Source organism: Ochrobactrum sp. P6BSIII, from assembly GCF_014138065.1.
GTDB lineage: Bacteria > Pseudomonadota > Alphaproteobacteria > Rhizobiales > Rhizobiaceae > Brucella.
Map to the genome: position 1 here is coordinate 15,934 of NZ_JACGXB010000015.1, position 22,406 is coordinate 38,339.

Genomic DNA, 22,406 nt, shown 5'->3' on the forward strand with positions numbered 1-22,406 from the left:
GCGGGTGAGTTTCCCCGCACCTATCCTTCAAGAAAACGGCTTGAGGAGGCCGAACAAGGAGGGGAGGAGCAATGTCGGTTTTGCTGGCGTTGTCGCGCGCTATCGACGCGGCCAATGATTTCATCGGAAAAGCAGTATCCTGGTTGATACTCGTGGCGGTGCTGATCAGCGCCATCAATGCGGTTTCGCGCAAGCTTTTCAATCTCAGTTCCAACGCATGGCTGGAAGCGCAGTGGTATCTGTTCTCGGCCGTTTTCCTGATCGCCGCGGGCTATACGCTGCTGCACAGCGAGCATGTGAAGGTCGATCTGCTTTACAGCCGCTACTCGCGGCGCACGCAGCTGCTGGTGGAGATTTTCGGCACGATCTTCTTCCTGTTGCCCTTCTGCTTCATCACGATCTATCTCTCCTGGCCTATCGTGGAAGCGAAGATCGCGAGCGGTGAAACCTCGAACAATACTGGCGGGCTGGTGCTCTGGCCGGTCTGGTTACTCATCCCCATCGGCTTCGGATTGCTCGCCTTGCAGGGCCTGTCCGAACTGATCAAGCGCATTGCCATTCTTCAGGGGCGGATACCCGATGCCGTCGCCACCGAAGATGCTGAAGCGCAAGCGCTCTGAGGGGGATGGATATGGTTGCTTTCTTCGCAGAAAATCTTGCGCCACTCATGTTTCTGTCGCTGGTCGTTGTGCTGTTGCTCGGCTATCCGGTGGCTTTTGCACTGGCTTTCGTCGGCTTTGCCTTCGGCTTTGTCGGCATCGAAATGGGGCTTCTCCCGGTCAACCTGTTCGGCGCTATTCCCGACCGCATATTCGGGCAGATGTCGAACGAAACGCTGCTAGCGATCCCCTTCTTCACCTTCATGGGGTTGATATTGGAACGAAGCGGCATGGCGGAAGATCTGCTCGACACGATCGGGCAGCTGTTCGGCCCCGTGCGCGGCGGTCTGGCCTTCGCGGTGATTATCGTCGGCGCGCTTCTGGCCGCCACCACCGGTGTGGTTGCCGCTTCGGTGATTTCGATGGGGCTCATTTCTTTGCCGATCATGCTGCGCTACGGCTATGATCGCAAGGTGGCGAGCGGCACGATTGCCGCATCCGGCACATTGGCGCAGATCATTCCGCCAAGCCTGGTTCTGATCGTTCTGGCCGACCAGCTCGGCCGGTCTGTCGGCGACATGTATAAGGGCGCGCTGGTGCCGGGTCTGATGCTGGTTGGCGTCTATTGCGCCTTCATCATCGGTATGTCGATCCTGCGGCCGGAAACCGTTCCGGCTCTGCCGCCACACGCCCGCACCTTGAAGGGTTGGAAGCTGGCGCAGCGCGTGGTGGTTTCGCTTGTTCCGCCGCTGGTGCTGATCTTCCTCGTGCTGGGCACCATCTTCATTGGCGTCGCCACGCCTACGGAAGGCGGCGCGATGGGCGCGGTTGGCGCCTTGTTGCTGGCCATCATCAACGGCCGCCTGAACATCAAGATGCTGACCTCGGCGCTTTACGCCACGGCGAAGCTTTCGTCCTTCGTCATCTTCATTCTGTTGGGCGCGCGCGTCTTCTCGCTCACCTTCTATGGCGTTAACGGCCACGTCTGGGTCGAGCATCTGATGACGTCCATTCCGGGTGGTGAAGTAGGCTTTCTGATCGTCGCCAATCTTCTCGTCTTCGTGCTGGCCTTCTTTCTCGATTATTTCGAGCTGGCCTTCATCATCATCCCGCTTCTGGCGCCGGTGGCCGACGCTCTCGGCATCGATCTCGTCTGGTTCGGTGTCATGCTGGCCATGAACATGCAGACATCGTTCATGCATCCGCCGTTCGGGTTTTCGCTGTTCTATTTGCGCTCAGTGGCGCCGTCGCGCGCCTATAAGGACAAGGTGACGGGCGCCACGATACAGCCAGTCACGTCCGGCCAGATCTATATGGGGTCGATCCCGTTCCTGCTGATCCAGCTGGTCATGGTCGCCATCATTATCGCCTTTCCGGGGATCGTTACCCATTATAAGTCGAGCCACCCGGTGGCTGACCCGTCTACGATCCAGATTAATGTTCCCATGCCAGATGCGGGCGGCGGCAACCCGTTCGGCAATGCGCCCGCCCCCTTCGGTGCGCCTTCACCGTCCACGGATCCGCTGCCCGCGCCATCGTTCGGGTCGTCGCCGCCAAGTTTCGGACAACCGGAAAAGCCTGCGCAGTGAGGATAGGGGAGACCAGTCACTGCGCGGGTCATTTATGATCAATCGTCTTAGAGGAGGAAGACATGAAACAGGAATTGAATCGCCGTACATTTCTGACCAAGGGCGCCGCCATTGGTGCCGCAGCCGCAACAAGCGGCGCGGCACTTGCTACGCCAGCCATTGCGGATGAACTGCCAACCTTGCGCTGGCGTCTGACATCGGGTTTTCCGAACAATCTCGACACGATCTATGGCGGCGCTGTCTACATGGCCAACGCCTTGTCGAAGATGACGGATGGCAAGTTCCAGATTCAGGTGTTTCAGGCAGGCGAACTGGTGCCCGGTCCGCAGGCAATCGACGCGGTGCAGGCCAATACGGTCGAAATTGCGCATACATGCGGCTATTATTTCACGGGCAAGAACCCGGCTTTCGCGATCGGCACGGCCATCCCCTTCGGCATGAATACGCGCCTGCAAAATGCATGGCTCTATCATGGCGGCGGCAATGAACTTTATAATGAATTCCTGTCCGATTACGGCGTTGTCGGCATCGTCGGAGGCAACACTGCTGCGCAGATGGGCGGCTGGTATCGCAAGGAAATCAAGAGCCTCGAAGACCTGAAAGGTCTGAAAATGCGCATTGCCGGCGTTGCCGGCGAGGTCATGTCTCGCCTTGGCGTCGTGCCGCAGCAGCTTCCGGGCGGCGACATCTATCCGTCGCTGGAGCGCGGAACCATTGATGCGGCCGAATGGGTCGGTCCCTATGATGATGAAAAGCTCGGCTTCTACCAGATCGCACCCTATTACTACTATCCGGCCTTCTGGGAGGGCGGCGCTTCGGTGCATTTCTTCGTTAACAAGCAGCAATATGAAAGCCTGCCGGAAGCTTACAAAGTGGCGCTGAACACCGCCGCTCAGGCCGCGACGCAGAACATGATTTCGCTCTATGACGTCAAAAATACTGCTGCAATTCGCTCGCTGGTTTCGAAGGGTGTGCAGTTGAAGCCTCTCCCGCGCGATGTGCTGGATGCGGCTTACAAGGTCACTTTCGATCTCTATGCCGAGTATAATGAGAAAAACCCGGCCTGGGCGAAGATCTATCCGAGCTGGAAGAAATTCCGTGACGAGGGCTTCGAGTGGTTCCGCGTTGCCGAATATACCTATGACAGTTATGTCTATGCTGCACAGGCGGCTGGGAAATAAGCAAAGTTGCTCCATACAGGATTACAGGAGGGGTCGGTTTCGGCTCCTTCTGTATATTGAGCACTGTCCAAGGCTTTTCGTGTTCACCCCTTGGATCGCGTGCGTGTCTGGGCTGACGATAATGGTTTCGTCAATCGTTCATTGGCTAGCCGCATATCGCGCCGTAATTGCCGCGAAGCTTTCGCTGAGGCCAGGGCTCACTCCGGGTGGGGCGATGTCATCGTATAAAGCGGACCGCGCTATATATTAGTATTGTGGCACCCCGCCGGTCACATCATGTATTTGTCCCAGAAACCGGCTTGCGGTTCGGTCTGTTCGACAACATCGATCCATAGGCCCGACGGGTCTTCAAATCCAAAACGGCGTTGGCCGAACGGCTCATTAGTGAGCGGGTAAGTAACGGGTAGTCCCCTGGCTATAAGTTCAGCGTGAGCGGCCGTTGCGTCGGCAACCTCCATCTCGAAGCACAGGCCAGTTCCGGTGAAGCTTTCGGGGCCAGGTGGTGACGAAGGATGATCTGGTGTCATGAAGGCAATCGAAGCACTGCCGTTCTCTGCTACAAGCAGGCAAAACCATTGACTATCAAAAGTCACGTCAAACTGTAGATACTTAAGCCAGAAGTCGCGAGCTTCGTCTTTTTTGGCGGTAACAATTATCGGGTAGCGATCGGAAAATCGCATGATCGGACTCCTTGCCAGATTTAAACAAACAGATTATCTGTATGTTATTTGAGCCTATAAACATACAGACTGTCTGTCAATCTCCTAAAGAAGGGCGATTATGAGCAAAAACGAACTGCGTACCATCCAAACAAAAGGGCGATTGGTTGCAGCTGCGCGGAGCTTATTTGCCCGCAATGGCTATGCCATGACCAGCACGGATGCGATTATAGCGGAGGCGGGAGTAACACGCGGCGCACTCTATCATCATTATCGCGATAAGGCCGACTTGTTTGAAGCTGTATGCCGCGACCTTGCTGCCGGGGCGGCAGAGGCGATCCAAATCGCAACGAAGGATGTGGTCAATTCTATTGAGGCGTTGGAAAAGGGCTCGATGGCGTGGATCGATTTTATGGTTCAACCGGAAAACCGCCGTATACTCGTTGTCGATGCACCAGGTGTACTCGGGCGAGAGCAGTGGGAAGCGCTTGATCGCGAGCTTTCTTTTGATCTTCTAAGGATCGGCGTGGAGGAGGCCATCAGCGAAGGTGCCATCCGCTTCTCGTCTGGCCCCACAGCACTGGCTGTGCTGCTCAACGGGGCAATGAACGAGATTGCATTGCGCGCGGAAGACGATGATGTCGCTGCATTGAAAGCTGGGTTACTGGAGCTGTTCCACGCTCTCAAGCCTTGATTGCAGCTGCATCTCCTAACAACTCCATCAATCAAAAGTATCCGATAAAGGTGACGAAGTGAATAGATTGGCATCTTCATCAGAATTCGTGTCACCGGTTCGTTTGAGGCCGTGCGCATAAACAATGCTGTGCATTAGAAGCAAAGGCAGGCTAGTCGGCACAATACAGAATAATAGCTCACCCCTATCGTCACTCTTCTGTATTAGAGATATTTAGGCTTCAGACGGAGCAGAACACAGCGCGTGCTCGAATGTTCCATTCGCGGGAACTTGAGCCACGGCTCGGCAACGGTCTATAGAAAACGCGATATCCGTATTCTTTCGTAATAACTGGCCCGAATGGCAAACAGAATCTTTGATGGCCGCTTTTCTCTCACAATACTGTTTCCAGAAGTGGAAGAAGGGCCGCACCGAGAGCGCTTGGAGCCTCCGTTACTTCGGCAACGACCAGACGAGGATTGGAGCGCGGCACGCCGTGCCGTGGCATATTGTTGAAGAGTGTCCTCTCAATCAACATGCGGGCGAGGGTGTGCGGCAGTTCGCCTCCAAGAACAATCATTTCCGGATCAAAAACAGCACAAAGCGCGTTGATTGCTCGATTATGGGCAGGCGTTACTCTTTCGATCCACTCACTAAGTCCTGTCCAGTCAGGGGTGATGGTCCGTACCAGTTCGCCAAGTGTGAGCTCTGGCCGACCTTGCAGGCGCATGGCTTGTAGGAGGAGGTGCAGAGCGGGTCGGCTATTGCTTTCCTCAAGTGTGAACATGGCCGATAGTTCACCAGCATTACCAAAGCCGCCGCGAAAAGGTCGGCCATCGACTATCAACGCACCGCCGTAACCGTAATTATGCGCAATATAGGCAAAGTTCTTCATATTGCGCCCAACGCCGAATACCGCCTCTGCAAGACCTGCCATATTGGCGCTGTTATCCACCCAGACAGGGTGTCGAAGCCGTTTGCTTATAAGAGGCGCAAGGTCGGTCAAAGCCCATCTGTAAAGCGGTTGAGGCGGATTGAACTGAGAGCCCGACATACGATATCCAGCAACGGCAAGGCCAATTCCGAGTATATCAAGGCGTGAGACTCGCCGTTTGGCCAGCATTTCGTCCACGGTTGCCTCGATCAACGTGATATCCGTGTCGAGATCCACGTCTTGTTCGGGAAGCTCACATATTTCAAGCAAACCACTGAAACCCATTAATGCGACACTGATCGAGCCGACATTGACCGAAATGCCGACCGTCAGACACCAATCTTGATTGGGAGCTAGGCCGGGGCTGCGTGGGCCTGAGCGACCAATACCGCCCTCCGTAAAGACGACCATGCCACGGTCATGTAGTTTCTCAACAATGCGGTGAAGCGATTGCTGAGTGAGACCAAAGGGTTCGGTCAGGGCGGAGCGTGTGATGCCTGGATTGTCCCATATCAGACGCAGCAAGTCTCGTTCGTTGCGTGAGGCAACACAGCGGTTACGGCCTTCACGCAGGAAGCGGTCAGCTATGTGATCGAAGGGGTCATATGTCATCGCGCTTTTCCGCCGTCACAAAATATATACACACAAAGTGTACATCAGAATTACGCACAAAGTGTACATATTGCCGCGGTGGCCAGCAAGCGGAAACGGCCTACCGCCACGTGTATCCAGAGAGGATATTCTGATGAAAGCCATTTTTGCATCTGCAATGATTTCGGCAGCGCTGATATCGCCGCAAGCGAATGCCGCAGAAATCGAGTTCTGGCATGGGGTGACGGGTGTCGCGGAGACGGCCATTGAGTCTGCCTGCAAGGCGTTTAATGAAAGCCAGTCCAATCATCACGTTAAATGTGTAAGCCAGGGTGAATATACGGTCGCCTCGCAAAAGATGATTGCTGCTGTTCGCGCAAAACAACATCCGGTTCTTCTGGCTTTTCCCGATGCGGGAACGCTGGACCTCATGCTCTCTGGTGCCGTTGTGCCAGTAGTCGAAGCCATGCCTGATGTGGACTGGAGTAACTATCTCGAGGGCGCGCGCTCTTTCTACGAAACTTCCAAAGGTGAGCTTTATTCACAGCCCTATAATTCGTCGACGCTTATTCTCTTCGGCAACAAAGAAATGCTCGCAAAAGCAGGCATCGACACACTTCCGCAAACCTATGAAGAACTAGCCGAGGATGCAAGAAAGCTTAAGGCAGTCGGTATTGCATGCCCTTATGTAACTGATGCTCATCCCTGGCGCGTGCTGGAACAAGTTGCGGCCCGTCATGGTGAACCGATTGCCAGCCGCGCAAATGGCTATGAAGGTCTCGATACCGAATATGTCTTCAACAAGGGCGTTATTGCGAAGCACATTGCCAATATTGTCGAATGGCAGAAGGAAGGCATCCTCAAGCTGGAGCGTGATACTAGAGCAGGCAAGTTTCCGGATGCCTTGAATTCTGGTGAATGCGCGATGACGGAGAATTCTACCGGTGGTTATGGTGCCTCCTACACGGCACTCGGTGACAAACTCATAGTTGGCATGGTGCCTGTCTATGATGGTTACAAGCGTTACAACACGCTGGTTGGTGGTGCCTCTATCTGGATCATGAAGGGTCATAACGAAGCGGAGATTACTGCGGCAAAGAAGTTTCTGAATTTTCTGCGTCAGCCTGGCCAGCAGATCGCCTTTACGCGTTCTACCGGCTATCTGCCAGTTACCAAGGATGTCCAGAAAATCATGCAGGACGCGGGCATGTTGAATGATGCGCCATTCGCGTCTTCGCGGGTCGGCACCGAGTCGCTCGGCATGCCGCAGAATGATAACAGCCGTGGTCTGCGCCTCGGTTTCAGCCTACAGTTTCGCGACATTTTCAAAGAAGAATTGGACAAGGCCTTTGCTGGTCAGCAAACGGCACAGGCTACGCTCGATAATGCTAAGTTGCGGGGTGACGCGTTGTTACGCCGCTTTGCGCAGACCTACAAAAATGCCAAGCTGCCATGATCTCTCTCATTCCGTCATCGGGGCTAACAGGTCTCTCATATAGCTCGTTCGATTTCCTTTTAAGAGAAAACCCATGTTTCCATCATTTTCAAGCCGATGGATGCCCTTCTGGCTTACCTTGCCAATGCTTATCATCGTCGTGATTTTTTTTACATTCCTGTCTATCTCTCCTTCTGGTGGTCATTCACGTTGGAACAACCTTTCGGGGGCGATGCGGAATTTGTCGGCTTGCAGAATTACGCGCGGGTACTCTCTGACCCGGTCTTCTGGGATGCGTCCGTAAGGACACTGGTCTTTATGCTCTTCGGCTCTAGTCTGGCGATCATCGTGCCTCTCATTCTTGCGCTTGCGGCGGACCGCAAGGTGAGGCTTTCGGTATCCGCACGAAATATCCTGATCTGGCCGAAGGGGATAGCTGGGGCTTCTATCGGCGTCGTCTTTGCCTTTATCTTCAATCCATTTGTCGGTGTTTTCTCGCCGATCAATGCCGTATTCCCTGGCCTATGGAACCCTGGCGTGAACGGAACGGATGCATTCATCATGCTTCTGGTTGCGCATGTGTGGAATGGCATTCCTTTCAATTTTGTTATCTTGCTGGCTGGTCTTCAAGCCGTACCGCGTAGCATGATGCAAGCTGCCGCCATTGATGGTGCTTCGCCTTGGCGGCGCATTTGGGATGTGCAATTGCCAATGCTGGCACCACAGCTGTTTCTGACATTCGTGCTGGAATTCACTGAATCTGTCGTTTCCGCTTTCAGTCTTATTGATACAATGACCCAAGGCGGACCAGGCGGAGCAACAAGGCTGCTTGTCTACAAGATCTACCAGGATGGATTTCTGGGCTTTGATCTGTCGGGAGCTGCGACGCAATCCACTATCCTCATGGCTTTTGTCGTTTGTCTTGCGGCATTCCAATTCTTCATTCTTGAAAAGAGAGTGCGCTATGAACGGTGATATCGTTGAAGACACGAAGGGCATCGATCATGTTGCAAACACAGTGCTTGCCGTAGGAATGATCTTCATTCTGGGCCCGTTAGTCTTACCGATACTGACGGCAAGTGTGAGCTACGAAGATTTCGTTCGTAACGGTGTTTCGTTGGTTCCTGGTAGCGCTCTGTTGGACAATATTGGTCGCGTCTTTACGACCACCAAACTTCCTGGCCAGTTGTTCAACAGTTTCATCGTTGCGCTGGCTGTGGCTGGGCTGAAATGTTTGTTCGCTTTTCTGGCAGCTTTCGGGCTGGTGTTCTTCCGGGTGCGGTACGCGCCGATTTTGTTCGGCATAATCATGGCCAGTATCATGCTGCCGCTGGATCTGCGAATTGTCACAACCTACCAGATTGTTGCCAATATCGCCTTGCCACTCAATACTTTTTTGAATGTGTCGGGGCTGAATGAACTGATCGAACGAGTGTTTGGAGCTCCAGCGACACTGGAAATAAACTTACTCGATACCTATGCGGGTTTGATACTGCCAGCGCTTGCCACCGGTACCGGTGTTTTTCTTATGCGACAGTTCTTTCGCACTATTCCATCTGATATCGTTAAGGCAGCGCAGATGGATGGAGCGGACTGGTTCCGCTTCATGATAGATATTGCGCTACCTCTAGCTCGCACCAACCTAATAGCGCTCTTCATTTTGATGTTTCTCGGCGGCTGGACCATGTATCTATGGCCACTTCTTGCCTCGTCAACATCCGAAATGCAGACCGCTGTCGTTGGCCTGGCCAAACTCAATAACGCTTCAAGCGGTGATGTTCCTAATTTTCCATTGATCATGGCCGGCACACTGGCCGTATCCATCTTGCCCTTAGTCATGATTGCCTTCTTGCAACGCTTTATCGTTCGCGGGCTGACTCTGACGGAGAAGTAAAATGAGCGCAGAAATCCGTTTGGATGCAGTAAACAAATTCTATGGCGATACCCATGTCATCCAGGAAATGAATGCTCGTTTCGAGGCTGGCGCATTTACGGTTATTCTCGGCCCCTCAGGTTGTGGAAAGTCGACACTTCTCAACATGATTGCCGGGTTGGAGCATGTCAGCAGCGGCCGCATTCTGATGGATGCTCGTGCAGTTCAAGACTTGCCACCTAAAGAACGAAATCTTGCAATGGTGTTTCAGAACTATGCGCTCTATCCGCATATGACGGTGGCTGAGAATATAGGTTATGCGCTCAAGATCGCCGGTGTTGGTAAAAAAGAACGTGTAGCACGGATCACCGATGCTGCCCGTGCGGTGGCGCTGGATGATTATCTCCACCGGCGGCCGGGAGAGCTTTCCGGTGGTCAGCGCCAGCGCGTCGCGATCGCTCGTGCAATCGTTCGCGAGCCGTCAGTGCTGTTATTTGATGAACCGCTCTCCAACCTTGATGCGCAATTGCGCCATGGCACACGCATGGAACTTGCCCAGTTGCACCGCCGTATCGGAGCGACCAGCATATTCGTGACCCATGATCAGGTTGAGGCTATGACACTCGCGGATCGGATCATGATCCTCAACAAAGGTAAAATCGAACAATACGATACGCCCGATGTAATCTATCGCCGCCCCGCTACACGCTTTGTTGCCGAATTCATTGGAATGCCGCCGATGAACCTTCTTAATGCGAATATCACCGAGGGACGGATCATCTTAGATGGGTTCGGTTTGGCCGAAACCACAAGAGAACCGGGCGCGACGGCACTTGGCATTCGCCCGGAAGCAATCCGGATAAAAGCCAACGGTATCCCTGTTAGGGTAGATTATGTGGAGGATCTTGGTGGCCATTATGTCCTCGTCACCAGCCTTTCTGACGGGCAGCGGCTACAAATTTCAGCTGTGCTCAATCAGCGCCCTGTAAGTGGCGAAACATTGTCTGTCGAGCTTCCAGCCGACGCCCTTCATCTCTTCGATGCAATTTCTGGCAAGCGGATCGACTGTGAAATCTGTTCTCTTGCGAAGGCAAAGCATGAAACCCTATATTGAATTTCTAAGAGATTTGAAGCAGCCTCCCGCAATCGTTGCGCATCGTGGTGCTTGGCGACAGCAGGCGGAAAACTCCGTTCCCGGGCTTCTCGCAGCTGCTGATATGGGGTGCGAAATCGGCGAGATCGATGTCCAGCTTTCCGCTGATGGGCATCTTTTTCTTTTGCATGACGACGATCTTGCGCGCATGACGGGACACTCGGCCACAGCCCAGGAACTACCAATTTCCGAGATTGTCGGGCGGCGTTTGCGCCATGGCATGGGAGAGGGAAAGGACAGCATCGGCTTCAGCGATGCTGTTCTGCCGCGTTTCGAAGAGCTTCTGGAGGCTGTTCGTGGGCGGATCTATCTAGATGTGGATGTCAAGCATGGTCGCAATCTCGCGGCGGTGGCAGAAGCGATTTCCGAGGCCGGAATGAGCAGCCAGGCAGCGATAAAAACTGATGTCACGAATGAACAAGATGCGATTCATCTCCAAATGCTGCGCGATGAACATTGCCTTTTGGTCATGCCAAAGATCTATTTTGAAGAACACAATACCGACGATCTTCTTGGTATATTGGCGGGACTTCAGGTGCCTGTTTGCGAAACCAAGTTTGACCAGCTGGAGACCATAACAAGTCGTCGTGAGCAATTTGAACGCCTGGGTATTGCGGTGTGGGTCAATACGCTCGATATCGTGGAATGCTGCGGCTTTAAAGATAGTATAGCCGTTGAATATCCTGACGAAATCTGGGGAGTTCTTGTAGAAGGCGGGGTCTCATTGATACAAACGGACTACCCCGAGAAGCTCCACGCTTGGCGGCAGCGGAAGGCAAAGATCTGACTGCAAAGCAACACTTCGGTGTAAGCCTATATGACGTTGGTTGGTCTCTGATCGGTTCCGGAAAACCTCGGCGTTCTGTTCGAAAACGCAGGTACGACTGTGGCCATTTGCAAGCGTAGGTAACCCGTCATTTCCATATGAGAGCTGCTCCTATGCTAGGATGCTGGGTCAGTGTTGTCACGGTAACAGCTTGTTGGGACCCGCTGGGATAGACGCAGGCGTATGAAGAGCTTGCCCATCTGCTACAAACGCTACCGTTTTCCGCCAAGATCATCACCGAGGCGGTGTGGCTCTACTTTCGCTGTCCGCTGAGCCTGCGCGTGGTCGAGGAAATGCTGCTGAAGCGTGGTATTGTCGTTTCGTATGAGACCATCCGTCGATGAGGACTGAAATTCGGCCCGGACTATGCCCGTCGGCTCCAAAGGAAGCGTCCCGGCCCAAACCATATCTGGCATCTGGATGAAGTCGTCGTCAGCATCGCTGGTAAGAAATATTGGCTTTGGCAAGCCGTCGATCAGGACGGATACGTCCTTCATGAGATAGTCCAGAACCGCCGCAGCACCAAGGCCGTCAAGCGATTGCTGATACGCCTATTGAAGAAACAGTACGTCGCGCCAAAGCGCATGATTACAGACAAGCTGCGATCCTATGGAGCAGCCCGGCGGAAAGTGATGCCGGCAATCGAGCGCCGGTCGCACAAGGGCTCAACAATCGAGCTGCGAAAGCGGGAAAGGACGATGCAAGGTTTCCGATCACCAAGAAGCCTCCAACACTTTATTTCGATCTTCTCGGCTGTTCGCAATCTGTTTGTCCCGCTCCTCAAGACAGTGTATATGCGGTGTCGGGGTCTGTCGGCTTCTTATACGCAGACTTGACCGTTCCGCTTTGCGTTCGAACACAGATCGCTGTCTCTTCCTTTGATACGTCCAGACCAACAAAAAGCGGTTCTATTTTGCTCTCCTGTGTTTAACGTGGCCATAGTAGCGGCGGGAGAGCGCTGACGATCAATTACTCCGAGTCTCGTCAACGCGCCAGGACCTGGGCGTGGGTCGTTTGTGTATCTGGGCTTGTGCGGCGATCTGAGGATAGTAGCGAACAACCCATCGGTTCAAAGTCGCATGATCGACTGTTGTGTCCCGCTCAGCCACAATTTCCTGAAGCTCGCGATAGGAGACGGGGTAGTGCACGTAAAGGAAGACGGCATGCAGGATGGCGCTTTTGGGAAAATAAGCCACTTTGAAATCGACCGTCGTCCGCTTTCGCCTCAATCAATGACAGACACAGACTGGGACATAACCTGACAGGAGTAAAATGTCTGCGACAGAACCGAAATCGCAGCATAGTTGCGTTCAGAGATAAGGCTGCTTTTTGACCAGCTAAAGCTTTGGATATAATTCCGTCGTTATTCATCCTCCCTCACACAGGGATTCCTTTCCACTGAAGCACCAGACTTTGGAATGGCTGCCTTTGATACTTTACTAAAACCATAGACAATATGCTCTACAAGGAGTGGTTCTATGAAGGTTTTAGGCATCTATGGCAGCGTCAAGCGACCGTCACGCACGGCGCGGCTAGTCGATTCAATTCTCGCAGGCATCGTGCGCGGCGCTGATGTTGAGATTGACAGGATCGATCTGGTCGATGCCGCACCGGTTCTGTTCCGGGCGCTGCGCGCAGATCAACTGGATGCGGCCGGTCGAGCCATTGTCGATGCCGTAGAAGCGGCGGATGTCCTCGTGGTTGGTTCGCCCGTCTATCGTGCGTCCTATACCGGCGCGCTGAAACATCTCTTCGATCTTGTTGATTTCCGCGCCTTGCAAGGAAGGAGCGTTGTTCTTGCCGCGACGGGCGGCTCGGCCTTGCATGGCCTCATGCTCGAACACCAGTTTCGCCCATTATTCGGTTTTTTTGGTGCGGTTACCATTCCAACGACGGTCTACGCAGTGGAAGCGGACTTCACGGAATATACCTTGTCCAATCCAGCCGTTGAGGCGCGTATCGAGCGCGCCGTTTTGGAGCTGTTCGATCTTTTGCCCGCCATTTCCCGTATCGATGCGACCGCTGGTGTCGGCGAGCGGGCTTTTCGCATCATATCCGACGAAGCCACGACCAATTGATGATTACCTAAGGAGTTGAGCCATGACAGAACACAGCAAAAATCCCGTGAAATTCGCCTATTGGGTCCCGAATGTTTCTGGCGGCCTCGTTATCTCGAATATTGAACAGCGCACCAGCTGGACGATTGACTATAACCGCAAGCTCGCGCAGATCGCTGAGGCGAACGGCTTCGAATATGCGCTGAGCCAGATTCGTTTCACGGCGGGTTACGGTGCAGAGTTCCAGCATGAATCGGTGTCATTCAGCCATGCCCTTCTCGAATCCACCAAAACGCTGAAGGTGATCGCCGCCATTCTGCCTGGACCTTGGAACCCGGCGCTTGCCGCAAAGCAGATTGCCACGATTAATCATCTCACCAATGGCCGTGTGGCGGTCAATATTGTCAGCGGCTGGTTCCGTGGCGAATTCCATGCCATTGGCGAGCCGTGGTACGACCATGACGAGCGCTATCGCCGTTCGGAAGAATTCATCCGCGCGCTGCGGGGTATCTGGACTGAGGAAAGCTACACGTTCCATGGTGATTTTTATCGCTTCAACAACTATTCCCTGAAGCCCAAGCCACTCGATCCGCAGCCGGAAATCTTTCAGGGCGGTTCGTCGCGCGCGGCGCGCGACATGGCATCGCGCGTGTCCGACTGGTATTTCACCAATGGCAATACCCCGGAGGAAATTGCCAAGCAGGTTGACGATATCCAGACCAAGGCAAGAGAAAATAATCATTCGGTTCGCGTTGGCGTGAACGCCTTTGCCATTGTGCGCGACACGGAAGAAGAGGCCAAGGCTGTTTTGGCCGAGATCATTGAGAAGGCCAATCCCGAAGCGGTCAATGCCTTTGGTCACGAAGTGAAGAATGCAGGCAAATCCTCACCGGAAGGCGAAGGCAACTGGGCGAAGTCCAGCTTCGACGATCTTGTACAGTACAATGATGGCTTCCGTTCCAACCTCATCGGTACGCCGCAGCAGGTGGCAGAACGTGTCGTCAAGCTGAAGCGGGCTGGCGCTGATCTTATTCTGCTTGGCTTCCTGCATTTCCAGGAAGAGGTCGAATATTTCGGCAAGCATGTCATCCCGCTGGTGCGCGAGCTGGAAGAAGCGGAAGACAATGCGGCGCTAGCCGCCGAATAAAGCAGCAGATTTAGGGAGCGGCGTTGATCGCCGCTCCAGCCCAACGCGGACACAATCGTGTTTGCGAAAGGATTGTTGTGTCCATTCGACTACCGGAATGCCCCTATTGAATTCGAGTAAACACGGAACGAACAATGTCGGCATTGCATTTCCTGATCGCAGATTTTGATGCGGAAACGGCTGCGCACCAACAGGCGGCAACCGAGATCCCTGCTACGCGCCCGCAGTCTGATCTGGCGCTTGACTTGCGCGGCATTGGTCTGTCGTTCGGTGGCGTCGTTGCCTTGCAGGATGTGGATCTCGGTGTCCAGCATGGAGAAATTCGTGCGATTATCGGACCGAATGGTGCCGGTAAAAGTTCGCTCATCAATGTGATTTCCGGGGTTTATCGGCCAAGTCATGGTCAGGTCGCTATTGGCGGCAAGAGCTACGATCCGGTGCCGACGCAGAAGTTGGCGCATCTCGGTGTTGCGCGGACCTTTCAAAACCTTGCCCTTTTCAAGGGCCTGAGCGTTCTCGACAATGTCGCGGCGGGGCGGGCTTTTGCAAACCGCTCGAATTTTCTGAGCCAGATTGTCGGGTTGCCGCAGGCTCGTCGTGCACAGGCGGATGCCCGCGATCGCGCAAGCCGCGTCATCGATTTTCTGCATCTGTCGCACTATGCTGACCGGTTGGCGGGCACTCTGCCCTATGGTCTGCAAAAGCGGGTAGAACTTGCCCGTGCTTTGGCGGCTGCACCGCGCATTCTCCTCCTTGATGAACCGATGGCGGGCATGACTGCCACCGAGAAGAACGAGCTTGCCGATTATGTTCGGCTGGCACGGGACGAATACGACATCACGGTTGTTCTGATTGAGCACGATATCGGCGTGGTGATGGGCCTTTCTGACCGCATCGCGGTGTTGGATTACGGGCGCAAGATTGCCGATGGCACGCCACAGGACATTTTGTCTGATCAGCGTGTCATTGATGCCTATCTCGGTGTGGCGCCGGAAAATGAAGATGGGGAGGGCATCTGATGGGTGATTTTGATTGGATGTTCTTCACGGAAGTGCTGATCGGCGGACTCTTGTCGGGCGTGATGTATTCCCTCGTCGCAATCGGCTTTGTGCTTATCTACAAAACATCAGGCGTGCTGAACTTCTCGCAAGGGGCGTTATTGCTTTTTGCTGCCCTGACTTTTGTAAGCCTCACGGAGCGGGGCGTGCCGTTCTGGGCTGCCTTCGCCATTACATTTGCAGCCATGGTGATCATCGGGATCGCCATTGAACGTAGTGTATTGCGGCCACTGACCAACAAGCCGCCGATCACCCTCTTCATGGCGACGCTCGGCCTATCCTATATCATTGAGGGCGCAGCCCAGCTTCTATGGGGCACGCAGGTTCATGCTCTTGATCTCGGGATCGAAGATGTGCCCTTCGATGTCGGTGGCATCTTCATCAGCCAGTTCGATATTTTTGCCGCTGTTGTTGCGGCGGGCATGGTGGCGCTGCTGTCTGTATTCTTCCGCTATACGCGGATCGGTCTCGGCTTTCGTGCGGTCGCTGATGATCAGTTTGCCGCCCTTGCCGTTGGACTGAGGCTGCCGTGGATATGGGCCAGTGTCTGGGCCGCTGCAGGTCTGGTCGCACTGGTTGCTGGCCTCTTATGGGGTGCGCGCCTCGGCGTGCAATTCTCGCTGTCGCTGGTCGTGTTGAAAGCCTTGCCGGTTCTGGTGCTCGGGGGCTTCGATTCCATACTTGGCGCGATTGTCGGTGGATTGTTGGTCGGTGCGTCGGAGAAGCTCGCCGAGGTTTATATCGGCGAGTATTTCGGCGGCGGCATTGAGAGCTGGTTTGCCTATGTGGTGGCGCTCACTTTTCTCCTCATCCGCCCGTCTGGCCTGTTCGGTCAGAAGCTTGTGGAAAGGGTATGACCATGTCCGCTATAGCCGTCAGTCCTTCCGGTCACAATACACTGCCGCGTTATGCTGCTCCACTTGCGGTGCTGGTGGTGGCCTATCTCATCATTCCCTTTATCGGCACGAGCTATCTCTTTGAGGCTATTCTTCTGCCGTTTCTGGCCTTGAGTCTCGCCGGTGTTGGTCTCAATCTTCTGACTGGTTATGCAGGTCAGGTTTCACTTGGCTCGGCCGCATTCATGGCGGTGGGCGCTTTCGCGGCTTATAATTTCAATCTGCGAATTGACGGATTGCCTTTACTTGTCTCCATCGTTTTTGCAGGACTGGCTGCAGCGGCGTTTGGCGTTGTTTTCGGTCTGCCAAGCCTGCGCTTGCGCGGCTTCTATCTCGCCGTTTCCACGCTTGCGGCGCAGTTCTTCGTGCAATGGGCGCTGACAAAGTTCGGATGGTTCTCAAATAATTCGGCCTCCGGTGTTATCGATGCTCCGGCGCTGTCCATTGGGGGCATCCCGTTCGAGGGACCAGTTGGACGCTATCTCTTCGCGTTGACAATTGTGGTCGTCGTCACTTTTCTTGCCCATCGTCTGGTGTCGTCGCAGACCGGGCGTAATTTCATCGCTGTAAGAGATAATGAGACGGCGGCGCGTATCATCGGTGTGCCTGTTTTGCGGACAAAGCTGCTGGCGTTTGCCGTTTCGTCCTTCATCATCGGCGTTGCCGGTGTGCTCTGGGCCTTTGCCTATCTGCGCACGGTGGAACCGGCGGGCTTCAATCTCGACCGGTCGTTCCAGATATTGTTCATCATCATCATCGGTGGTCTCGCATCGATCCGCGGAGCGTTTTTCGGGGCGGCGCTGATTGTCGTTTTCCCGCTGGTCTTGTCGCGGGCAGGAGCGTTCATCCTCGGTGATGTATTTGACTCCGGCGTCCTGGATATGACGCAGCGCATTGTGGTCGGCATCTTTATCATCCTGTTTCTGGTCCTTGAGCCTGACGGGCTCGTATCGCTCTGGGACCGGTTGAAAACAAGCTTTACGGCAGCCGTCTGGCGGCCACTCAATCCGGGAAGCCCGTAAAGGCTTCCCGCTATCCACCAAACCAGAACTGAATCCTGAAACGAACCCGGATGACAATCATTGCATCCGACAGACGGAGTGCGTCCAGAAATGACCTTATATACAAAGATCAAGGCTTTGGCGGTTGCTACCGGTATCGGCCTTACCGCCTTCGCGCTCCCGGCCCAGGCCGACGAGCAGTATTTTCCGCTCCAGAGCTATCGGGTCGGCCCTTACGCCGCTGGTGGTACGGGTTTCTTTGGCGGCTTTATCGATTACCTCAACCTGATCAATATCCGTGATGGGGGTGTTAATGGGGTCAAGCTGACATGGTCGGAAGCCGAAACGCAATATGAGGTCGAGCGTGGCGTAGAAGCCTATGAGCGTCTGAAAAGCAATCCGGGCATTGCTGCCTGGAATCCGCTTTCGGTAGGCATCGCCTATGCGATGATCGACCGTATCACGCAGGACAAGGTGCCATTGATTACCATCAATCATGGCCGTACGGATTCCACGGATGGTCGGGTGTTCCCCTATGTTTTCCCGCTGCTGCTCAATCCTTACTCCGAAACCTCGGGCATCGTGAACTACATCGCCTCCAAGGAGGGCGGTCTTGATAGTCTCAAAGGCAAGAAGATCGTGGTGCTCTATCATGGCTCGCCTTATGGCAAAGAGACCATTCCGATCTATGAACTGCTGGCAGAAAAATATGGCTTCGAATTGCAGCAGATTGAGGTTCCGCATCCGGGCAACGAACAGCAGTCGCAATGGCTGACGATCCGCCGAACCAAGCCCGATTATGTCGTGTTGCGTGGCTGGGGCGTCATGAACCCGGTCGCCCTCAAGACAGCGGCAAAAACCGGCTTTCCGGTCGATCATATCATCGGTAATGTCTGGTCGAATTCCGAAGAGGATGCCATCCCGGCAGGTGACGCCGCCAAGGGCTATACGGCAATCACAACACAGGCTTCCGGTGCAGAATATCCTGTCGTGCAAGAGATTGTGAAGACTGTCTATGATGCAGGCAAGGGCAATCTTGAGGACAAAAAGCGCATAGGTTCTGTCTACCACAATCTGGGTATCGTCAACGGTATCTTGAACGTCGAAGCTATACGCATTGCGCAAGAGAAATTTGGCAAGCGGACGCTGACCGGTGATGAGGTGCGATGGGGCTTTGAACATCTGCAACTCGATCCAGCTCGCGTCGAAGCTTTGGGTGCAAAAGGCTTGTTTCACTCCATCAATGTTACCTGGGACAACCACGAGGGTAACGGCTACGTGACATTCCAGCAGTGGGACGGCAAAAAGTGGAATGTCGTTTCCGACTGGATTGCACCGGACTGGGCTTTGTTGCGTCCGATCATTGAAAAGTCCTCGGAAGCCTATGCGGCGGAAAAGGGCATCAAGCTTCGCACTGCCGCCGATGCGGACGTGGCGACAAACTGACGTCTGCAAGCACATAATGCGGGCGGCGATAATGCCGCCCTGGATTACTCGTTTAGGGGGTTTATCATGACGCTCGGAAGCAAGCTTTTGACTGTCGAAGGGCTCTACGCGACCTATAATCACTCGATCGCGGCTCTCCATGGTGTGGATTTGTCGATCAAGCGCGGCGAAGTCCTCGCTATTCTGGGTGCCAATGGTGCGGGAAAATCCACAACGTTGAAGGCTGTCTCGAACCTGCTTCCGGCAGAGCGCGGGCAGGTCAATGCCGGGCGCATTGTCTTCGACGGTCGGGATGTGACCCGGGAACCGCCAGCGAGACTGGTGCGTCTCGGTCTTGTTCAGGTGCTGGAGGGTAGGCATTGCTTCAAGAGCCTCAATGTCGAGGAAAACCTTATTTCAGGCGGGTTGGGTCGAGGCGGATCACGCTTGGAAATCGCCGCTGATCTGGAAAAGGTCTATGAGTATTTTCCGCGACTGCGTGATAAGCGCCGTGCGCTTTCGGGCCTCACGTCTGGCGGAGAACAGCAGATGACGGCCATCGGTCGCGCCTTGATGTCCCGTCCCCGGCTTCTGGTGCTTGATGAACCCTCAATGGGACTGGCTCCGCTTGTCGTTCAGGATATTTTCCGCACCCTGCGTCGGCTCAATCGTGAGGAAGGACTTTCCATTCTTGTCGCCGAACAGAATTCGGCGGTGGCGCTCACTTATGCCGATCGAGCTGTCATTCTTGAAAATGGGGTTAGCGTGCTTTCCGGCACGGCAGCCGATCTCAAGACGCGCGACGATGTGAAGGCGTTCTACCTTGGACAAAAGCCAGTCGAAGGTTCCGCAACTCTTGCCCATCTGGCCCATTGAAACCGAAAAGCACAAGAGGAGACATGAAATGACTGTTGCAAATCTAAACACCAAAGATGTGAGCCGTGGTGTCCCAGCGGTTCCGCGTCCGAGCGAACCGGCTCACATTATTCACAGTGATGCAGAAGCCATTGAGATTGCGCATAAGCTCGCAGCGGAAATAGCGCCGGGTGCCGCAATCCGTGACCGGGAACGTATCTGGCCGGTCAAGGAGCTGGACGCCTTTTCCCAAAGTGGCCTGTGGTCGATCAACGTACCAAAAAAGTTCGGAGGACCGGAAGTTTCCTACGCAACGCTCGCCAAAGTGATTGAGATCGTTTCAGCGGCCGATTCCTCGATCGGACAGATCGCGCAGAACCACCTCGGTGTTATCGCCGCTGTGCGCACCGTCTCCGACGAAGCACAGCAGAAACTGCTGTTCGGGGAAGCGCTGCGGGGCACGCGTTTCGGAAATGCTTTCTCTGAATTCGGGTCCAAACGTGCGGCGGATTTTGAGACCAAATTCGTCGATGCCGGTGACCATGTGATCGTCAACGGCCAGAAGTTCTATTCATCAGGTGCCTTGCTGGCCCATCTGGTGCCGATCGTGGCTCTCGATGAACAAGGTCGAGCCTGGTATGCAATTGCTGAACGGGATGCTCCGGGTCTGACCGTCATTGATGACTGGTCTTCCTTCGGTCAACGCACGACGCTGTCTGGAACGGTTATCCTCAATAATGTGAAGGTTCCCAAAACCCATCTGGTGCCGGGCTATAAGGGGTATGAGGTGCCGACAGCCGACGGAGCGATTTTCCAGATTATCCAGGTTGCTGTTGATACGGGCATTGCCAGGGCAGCTATCGATGAAACTGTCTCTTTCGTGCGGACCAAGAGCCGCGCTTGGGTAGATAGTGGTGTCGATCAAGCATGGGATGATCCTTATACGATTCAGGCAGTTGGCGATCTTACACTACGTCTACATGCCGCGCAGGCGCTGCTTGAAAAGGCGGGTTATGCCATTGATCGCGCTATTGACAACCCTAATGCCGAGACGGTCGCAGAGGCACAAATCGTGACGGCTGAAGCCAAGATATTATCGACGGAAATTGCGATAGCTGCCACGAACAAGCTGTTCGAGCTTGCCGGTACCCGGTCAACACTAGCCGAGCACCAGCTCGACCGACATTGGCGCAATGCCCGCACCCATACGCTGCACGATCCGGTGCGCTGGAAATATGCAATACTCGGCAAGTATTTCCTGAACGACGAGAAGCCGCCCCTTCACGCCTGGAGCTAAAGGCTAGATGCTAGATGCAAGGTGGAGAGCCTCTTATGGTTCTCCACGCATACCTGCTTGAAGGGTTCTTTCGGTTCTGTCGCAAACATATTATGCCTGTCAGGTTGTGTCCCAGTCAGTGTCTGTAATTGATTGAGGCGGAAGCGGATGGCGGTCGATTTCAAAGGGGCTCATTTTCCCAAAAGCATCATCTTGCATGCCGTCTTCCTTTACGTGCGCTACCCCGTCTCCTATTGCGAGCTTCAGGAGGTTGCGGCTGAGCGAGGCATAACAGTCGACCATGCGACTTTGAGCGGAACGGTCAACTCTGCGTATAAGAAGCCGACCGATCCCGACACCACATATACCGTGCCTTGATGAGTGAACTGGAGCATATCCGATGCGTCGTCCTGGAAACGGGCCGGATGGCAAACTCAGCCTGCGTGGCTTGCCGATTGTCTGTATTGATGCCCGTCAGGCACACGCCGTACTAAGCCAGATGCACAATAAAGCCGATAAGAATGATGCTGGCAGAGCTTGCTCGTACCGGGTTCTACAAACGCATTGAAGTTAAAAGTCGTGTTTCTCAGAAACGCAGAGCCTTGCTGCGCGCGCGATGTTGCCCGTGAAGGCTCTATCACGCCATCCATGATGATCAGCGCGACATGGGTCCCCATGGGCTAGAGGCTTCGTGCGAGGGACTCGGCTAAACTGCGTTGGGTAGCTTTAGCAGCAGCAAACGCAGTGGTCATCTTGCCGCCTCGATGCGAAGCCGTCACGCAGACGATGATGAAATTATCCCGGCCAGTTACTTCCATGTTGATGCGAAACCATTCCTTGCAGAGAAAGGCACCCATCGCATTCACCCGCCACGCTTGTTCGAAATCCATTGTGCTCGTGTCCAACAGTTCTCTGAAAACCCCCGTCACTGCATTGAAAAGTATTGTGTCGACTGATCCAAAGCGGCCTTCGATCTCCGCAAAGGCACCAGAAACGGATTTGAGGTCGGTCACATCGCGGGCTATTCCGACCGCTTCAGGCACGTCTCTCACGACGGCCTGAAGCGTATTGTTATGCCATGCAATCGCGATTGCGCGGTATCCGTTATCAGAGAAACGACGCGTGAGCGCAGTCGCCTGCTCCAATGACAACAGCTAATGGCTTATTATCCGACATGG

The 22,406-nt window shown here is 54.3% G+C and carries 19 protein-coding genes and 4 pseudogenes; 19 read left to right on the forward strand and 4 right to left on the reverse strand.

All coding sequences use genetic code 11. From position 1 onward, the window contains the following. The first annotated feature begins 71 nt into the window (after positions 1-71). From FHW00_RS19095 to FHW00_RS19105, 3 genes are all read left to right on the forward strand, one after another. Positions 72-620, forward strand: coding sequence for a TRAP transporter small permease subunit (locus tag FHW00_RS19095; RefSeq protein ID WP_078339979.1), 549 nt, complete (start codon positions 72-74; stop codon positions 618-620). An 11-nt stretch (positions 621-631) separates the two neighbouring features. Next, positions 632-2,188, forward strand: coding sequence for a TRAP transporter large permease (locus FHW00_RS19100; RefSeq protein ID WP_078340066.1), 1,557 nt, complete (start codon positions 632-634; stop codon positions 2,186-2,188). A gap of 62 nt (positions 2,189-2,250) precedes the next feature. Continuing rightward, positions 2,251-3,369: a TRAP transporter substrate-binding protein gene (locus tag FHW00_RS19105; RefSeq protein WP_078339980.1), complete on the forward strand. Its 1,119-nt coding sequence runs from the start codon at positions 2,251-2,253 to the stop codon at positions 3,367-3,369. 269 nt (positions 3,370-3,638) lie between these two features. Here FHW00_RS19105 and FHW00_RS19110 read toward each other — a convergent pair whose 3' ends face one another. After that, positions 3,639-4,049, reverse strand: coding sequence for a VOC family protein (locus FHW00_RS19110; protein ID WP_078339981.1), 411 nt, complete (start codon positions 4,047-4,049; stop codon positions 3,639-3,641). 100 nt (positions 4,050-4,149) lie between these two features. Here FHW00_RS19110 and FHW00_RS19115 point away from each other — a divergent pair, with 100 nt between their 5' ends. Further along, positions 4,150-4,722: a TetR/AcrR family transcriptional regulator gene (locus FHW00_RS19115; RefSeq protein WP_078339982.1), complete on the forward strand. Its 573-nt coding sequence runs from the start codon at positions 4,150-4,152 to the stop codon at positions 4,720-4,722. A gap of 373 nt (positions 4,723-5,095) precedes the next feature. Here the strand turns inward: FHW00_RS19115 and FHW00_RS19120 are convergent, their stop codons facing one another. After that, positions 5,096-6,247, reverse strand: a complete 1,152-nt coding sequence (locus tag FHW00_RS19120) for an ROK family transcriptional regulator (protein ID WP_078339983.1) — start codon at positions 6,245-6,247, stop codon at positions 5,096-5,098. Between the two features lie 133 nt (positions 6,248-6,380). On the opposite strand from FHW00_RS19120, the gene FHW00_RS19125 reads away from it, so the two are divergent. The 6 genes and pseudogenes from FHW00_RS19125 to FHW00_RS19150 all read left to right on the forward strand — a co-directional run. Then, the gene (locus FHW00_RS19125) at positions 6,381-7,682 is read left to right on the forward strand and encodes an extracellular solute-binding protein (RefSeq protein WP_078339984.1); all 1,302 of its coding nucleotides are present in this window, start codon (positions 6,381-6,383) and stop codon (positions 7,680-7,682) included. 73 nt (positions 7,683-7,755) lie between these two features. After that, positions 7,756-8,636 (forward strand): annotated as a pseudogene (locus tag FHW00_RS19130) (carbohydrate ABC transporter permease). Then, positions 8,626-9,555 (forward strand): ABC transporter permease subunit, encoded by a 930-nt coding sequence (locus FHW00_RS19135; RefSeq protein ID WP_210276591.1) that lies wholly within the window; start codon positions 8,626-8,628, stop codon positions 9,553-9,555. The pseudogene FHW00_RS19130 and the gene FHW00_RS19135 overlap by 11 nt, the downstream one beginning before the upstream one ends. Before the next feature lies 1 nt (position 9,556). Then, on the forward strand, positions 9,557-10,648 hold the full coding sequence (locus FHW00_RS19140) for an ABC transporter ATP-binding protein (RefSeq protein WP_078339985.1): 1,092 nt from the start codon (positions 9,557-9,559) through the stop codon (positions 10,646-10,648). Continuing rightward, positions 10,632-11,474 (forward strand): glycerophosphodiester phosphodiesterase family protein, encoded by an 843-nt coding sequence (locus FHW00_RS19145; RefSeq protein WP_176168346.1) that lies wholly within the window; start codon positions 10,632-10,634, stop codon positions 11,472-11,474. Before FHW00_RS19140 ends, FHW00_RS19145 begins: the two co-directional genes overlap by 17 nt. Positions 11,475-11,731: 257 nt before the next feature. Then, a pseudogene (locus tag FHW00_RS19150) lies at positions 11,732-12,289 on the forward strand (IS6 family transposase); the annotation flags it as partial. A gap of 201 nt (positions 12,290-12,490) precedes the next feature. Here FHW00_RS19150 and FHW00_RS19155 read toward each other — a convergent pair. Next, a pseudogene (locus tag FHW00_RS19155) lies at positions 12,491-12,742 on the reverse strand (IS6 family transposase); the annotation flags it as partial. A 249-nt stretch (positions 12,743-12,991) separates the two neighbouring features. On the opposite strand from FHW00_RS19155, the gene msuE reads away from it, so the two are divergent. From msuE to FHW00_RS19200, 9 genes and pseudogenes are all read left to right on the forward strand, one after another. Continuing rightward, positions 12,992-13,591, forward strand: coding sequence for an FMN reductase (gene msuE, locus FHW00_RS19160; protein WP_078339987.1), 600 nt, complete (start codon positions 12,992-12,994; stop codon positions 13,589-13,591). Positions 13,592-13,613: 22 nt separating this feature from the next. Next, positions 13,614-14,717, forward strand: a complete 1,104-nt coding sequence (sfnG, locus tag FHW00_RS19165) for a dimethylsulfone monooxygenase SfnG (protein ID WP_078339988.1) — start codon at positions 13,614-13,616, stop codon at positions 14,715-14,717. A 134-nt stretch (positions 14,718-14,851) separates the two neighbouring features. Further along, positions 14,852-15,736 carry an ABC transporter ATP-binding protein gene (locus FHW00_RS19170; RefSeq protein WP_078339989.1) on the forward strand — a complete coding sequence of 295 codons (885 nt, stop codon included), beginning with the start codon at positions 14,852-14,854 and terminating at the stop codon, positions 15,734-15,736. Then, positions 15,736-16,632: a branched-chain amino acid ABC transporter permease gene (locus FHW00_RS19175; protein ID WP_182514682.1), complete on the forward strand. Its 897-nt coding sequence runs from the start codon at positions 15,736-15,738 to the stop codon at positions 16,630-16,632. The genes FHW00_RS19170 and FHW00_RS19175 overlap by 1 nt, the downstream gene beginning before the upstream one ends. Before the next feature lie 2 nt (positions 16,633-16,634). Beyond that, positions 16,635-17,693, forward strand: coding sequence for a branched-chain amino acid ABC transporter permease (locus FHW00_RS19180; protein ID WP_078340068.1), 1,059 nt, complete (start codon positions 16,635-16,637; stop codon positions 17,691-17,693). Positions 17,694-17,783: 90 nt separating this feature from the next. Next, complete coding sequence (locus FHW00_RS19185; protein ID WP_078339990.1) at positions 17,784-19,118, forward strand: ABC transporter substrate-binding protein; 1,335 nt, start codon at positions 17,784-17,786, stop codon at positions 19,116-19,118. A 66-nt stretch (positions 19,119-19,184) separates the two neighbouring features. Beyond that, complete coding sequence (locus FHW00_RS19190) at positions 19,185-19,973, forward strand: ABC transporter ATP-binding protein (RefSeq protein ID WP_078339991.1); 789 nt, start codon at positions 19,185-19,187, stop codon at positions 19,971-19,973. Between the two features lie 28 nt (positions 19,974-20,001). After that, positions 20,002-21,249 (forward strand): SfnB family sulfur acquisition oxidoreductase, encoded by a 1,248-nt coding sequence (locus tag FHW00_RS19195; protein ID WP_078339992.1) that lies wholly within the window; start codon positions 20,002-20,004, stop codon positions 21,247-21,249. Positions 21,250-21,396: 147 nt separating this feature from the next. Then, positions 21,397-21,543, forward strand: a pseudogene (locus tag FHW00_RS19200) (IS6 family transposase); the annotation flags it as partial. 365 nt (positions 21,544-21,908) lie between these two features. Here the strand turns inward: FHW00_RS19200 and FHW00_RS19205 are convergent. Next, a complete protein-coding gene (locus tag FHW00_RS19205) occupies positions 21,909-22,373 on the reverse strand; it encodes an SDR family NAD(P)-dependent oxidoreductase (protein WP_176168347.1) in 465 nt (154 codons plus the stop codon). Positions 22,374-22,406: the final 33 nt, after the last annotated feature.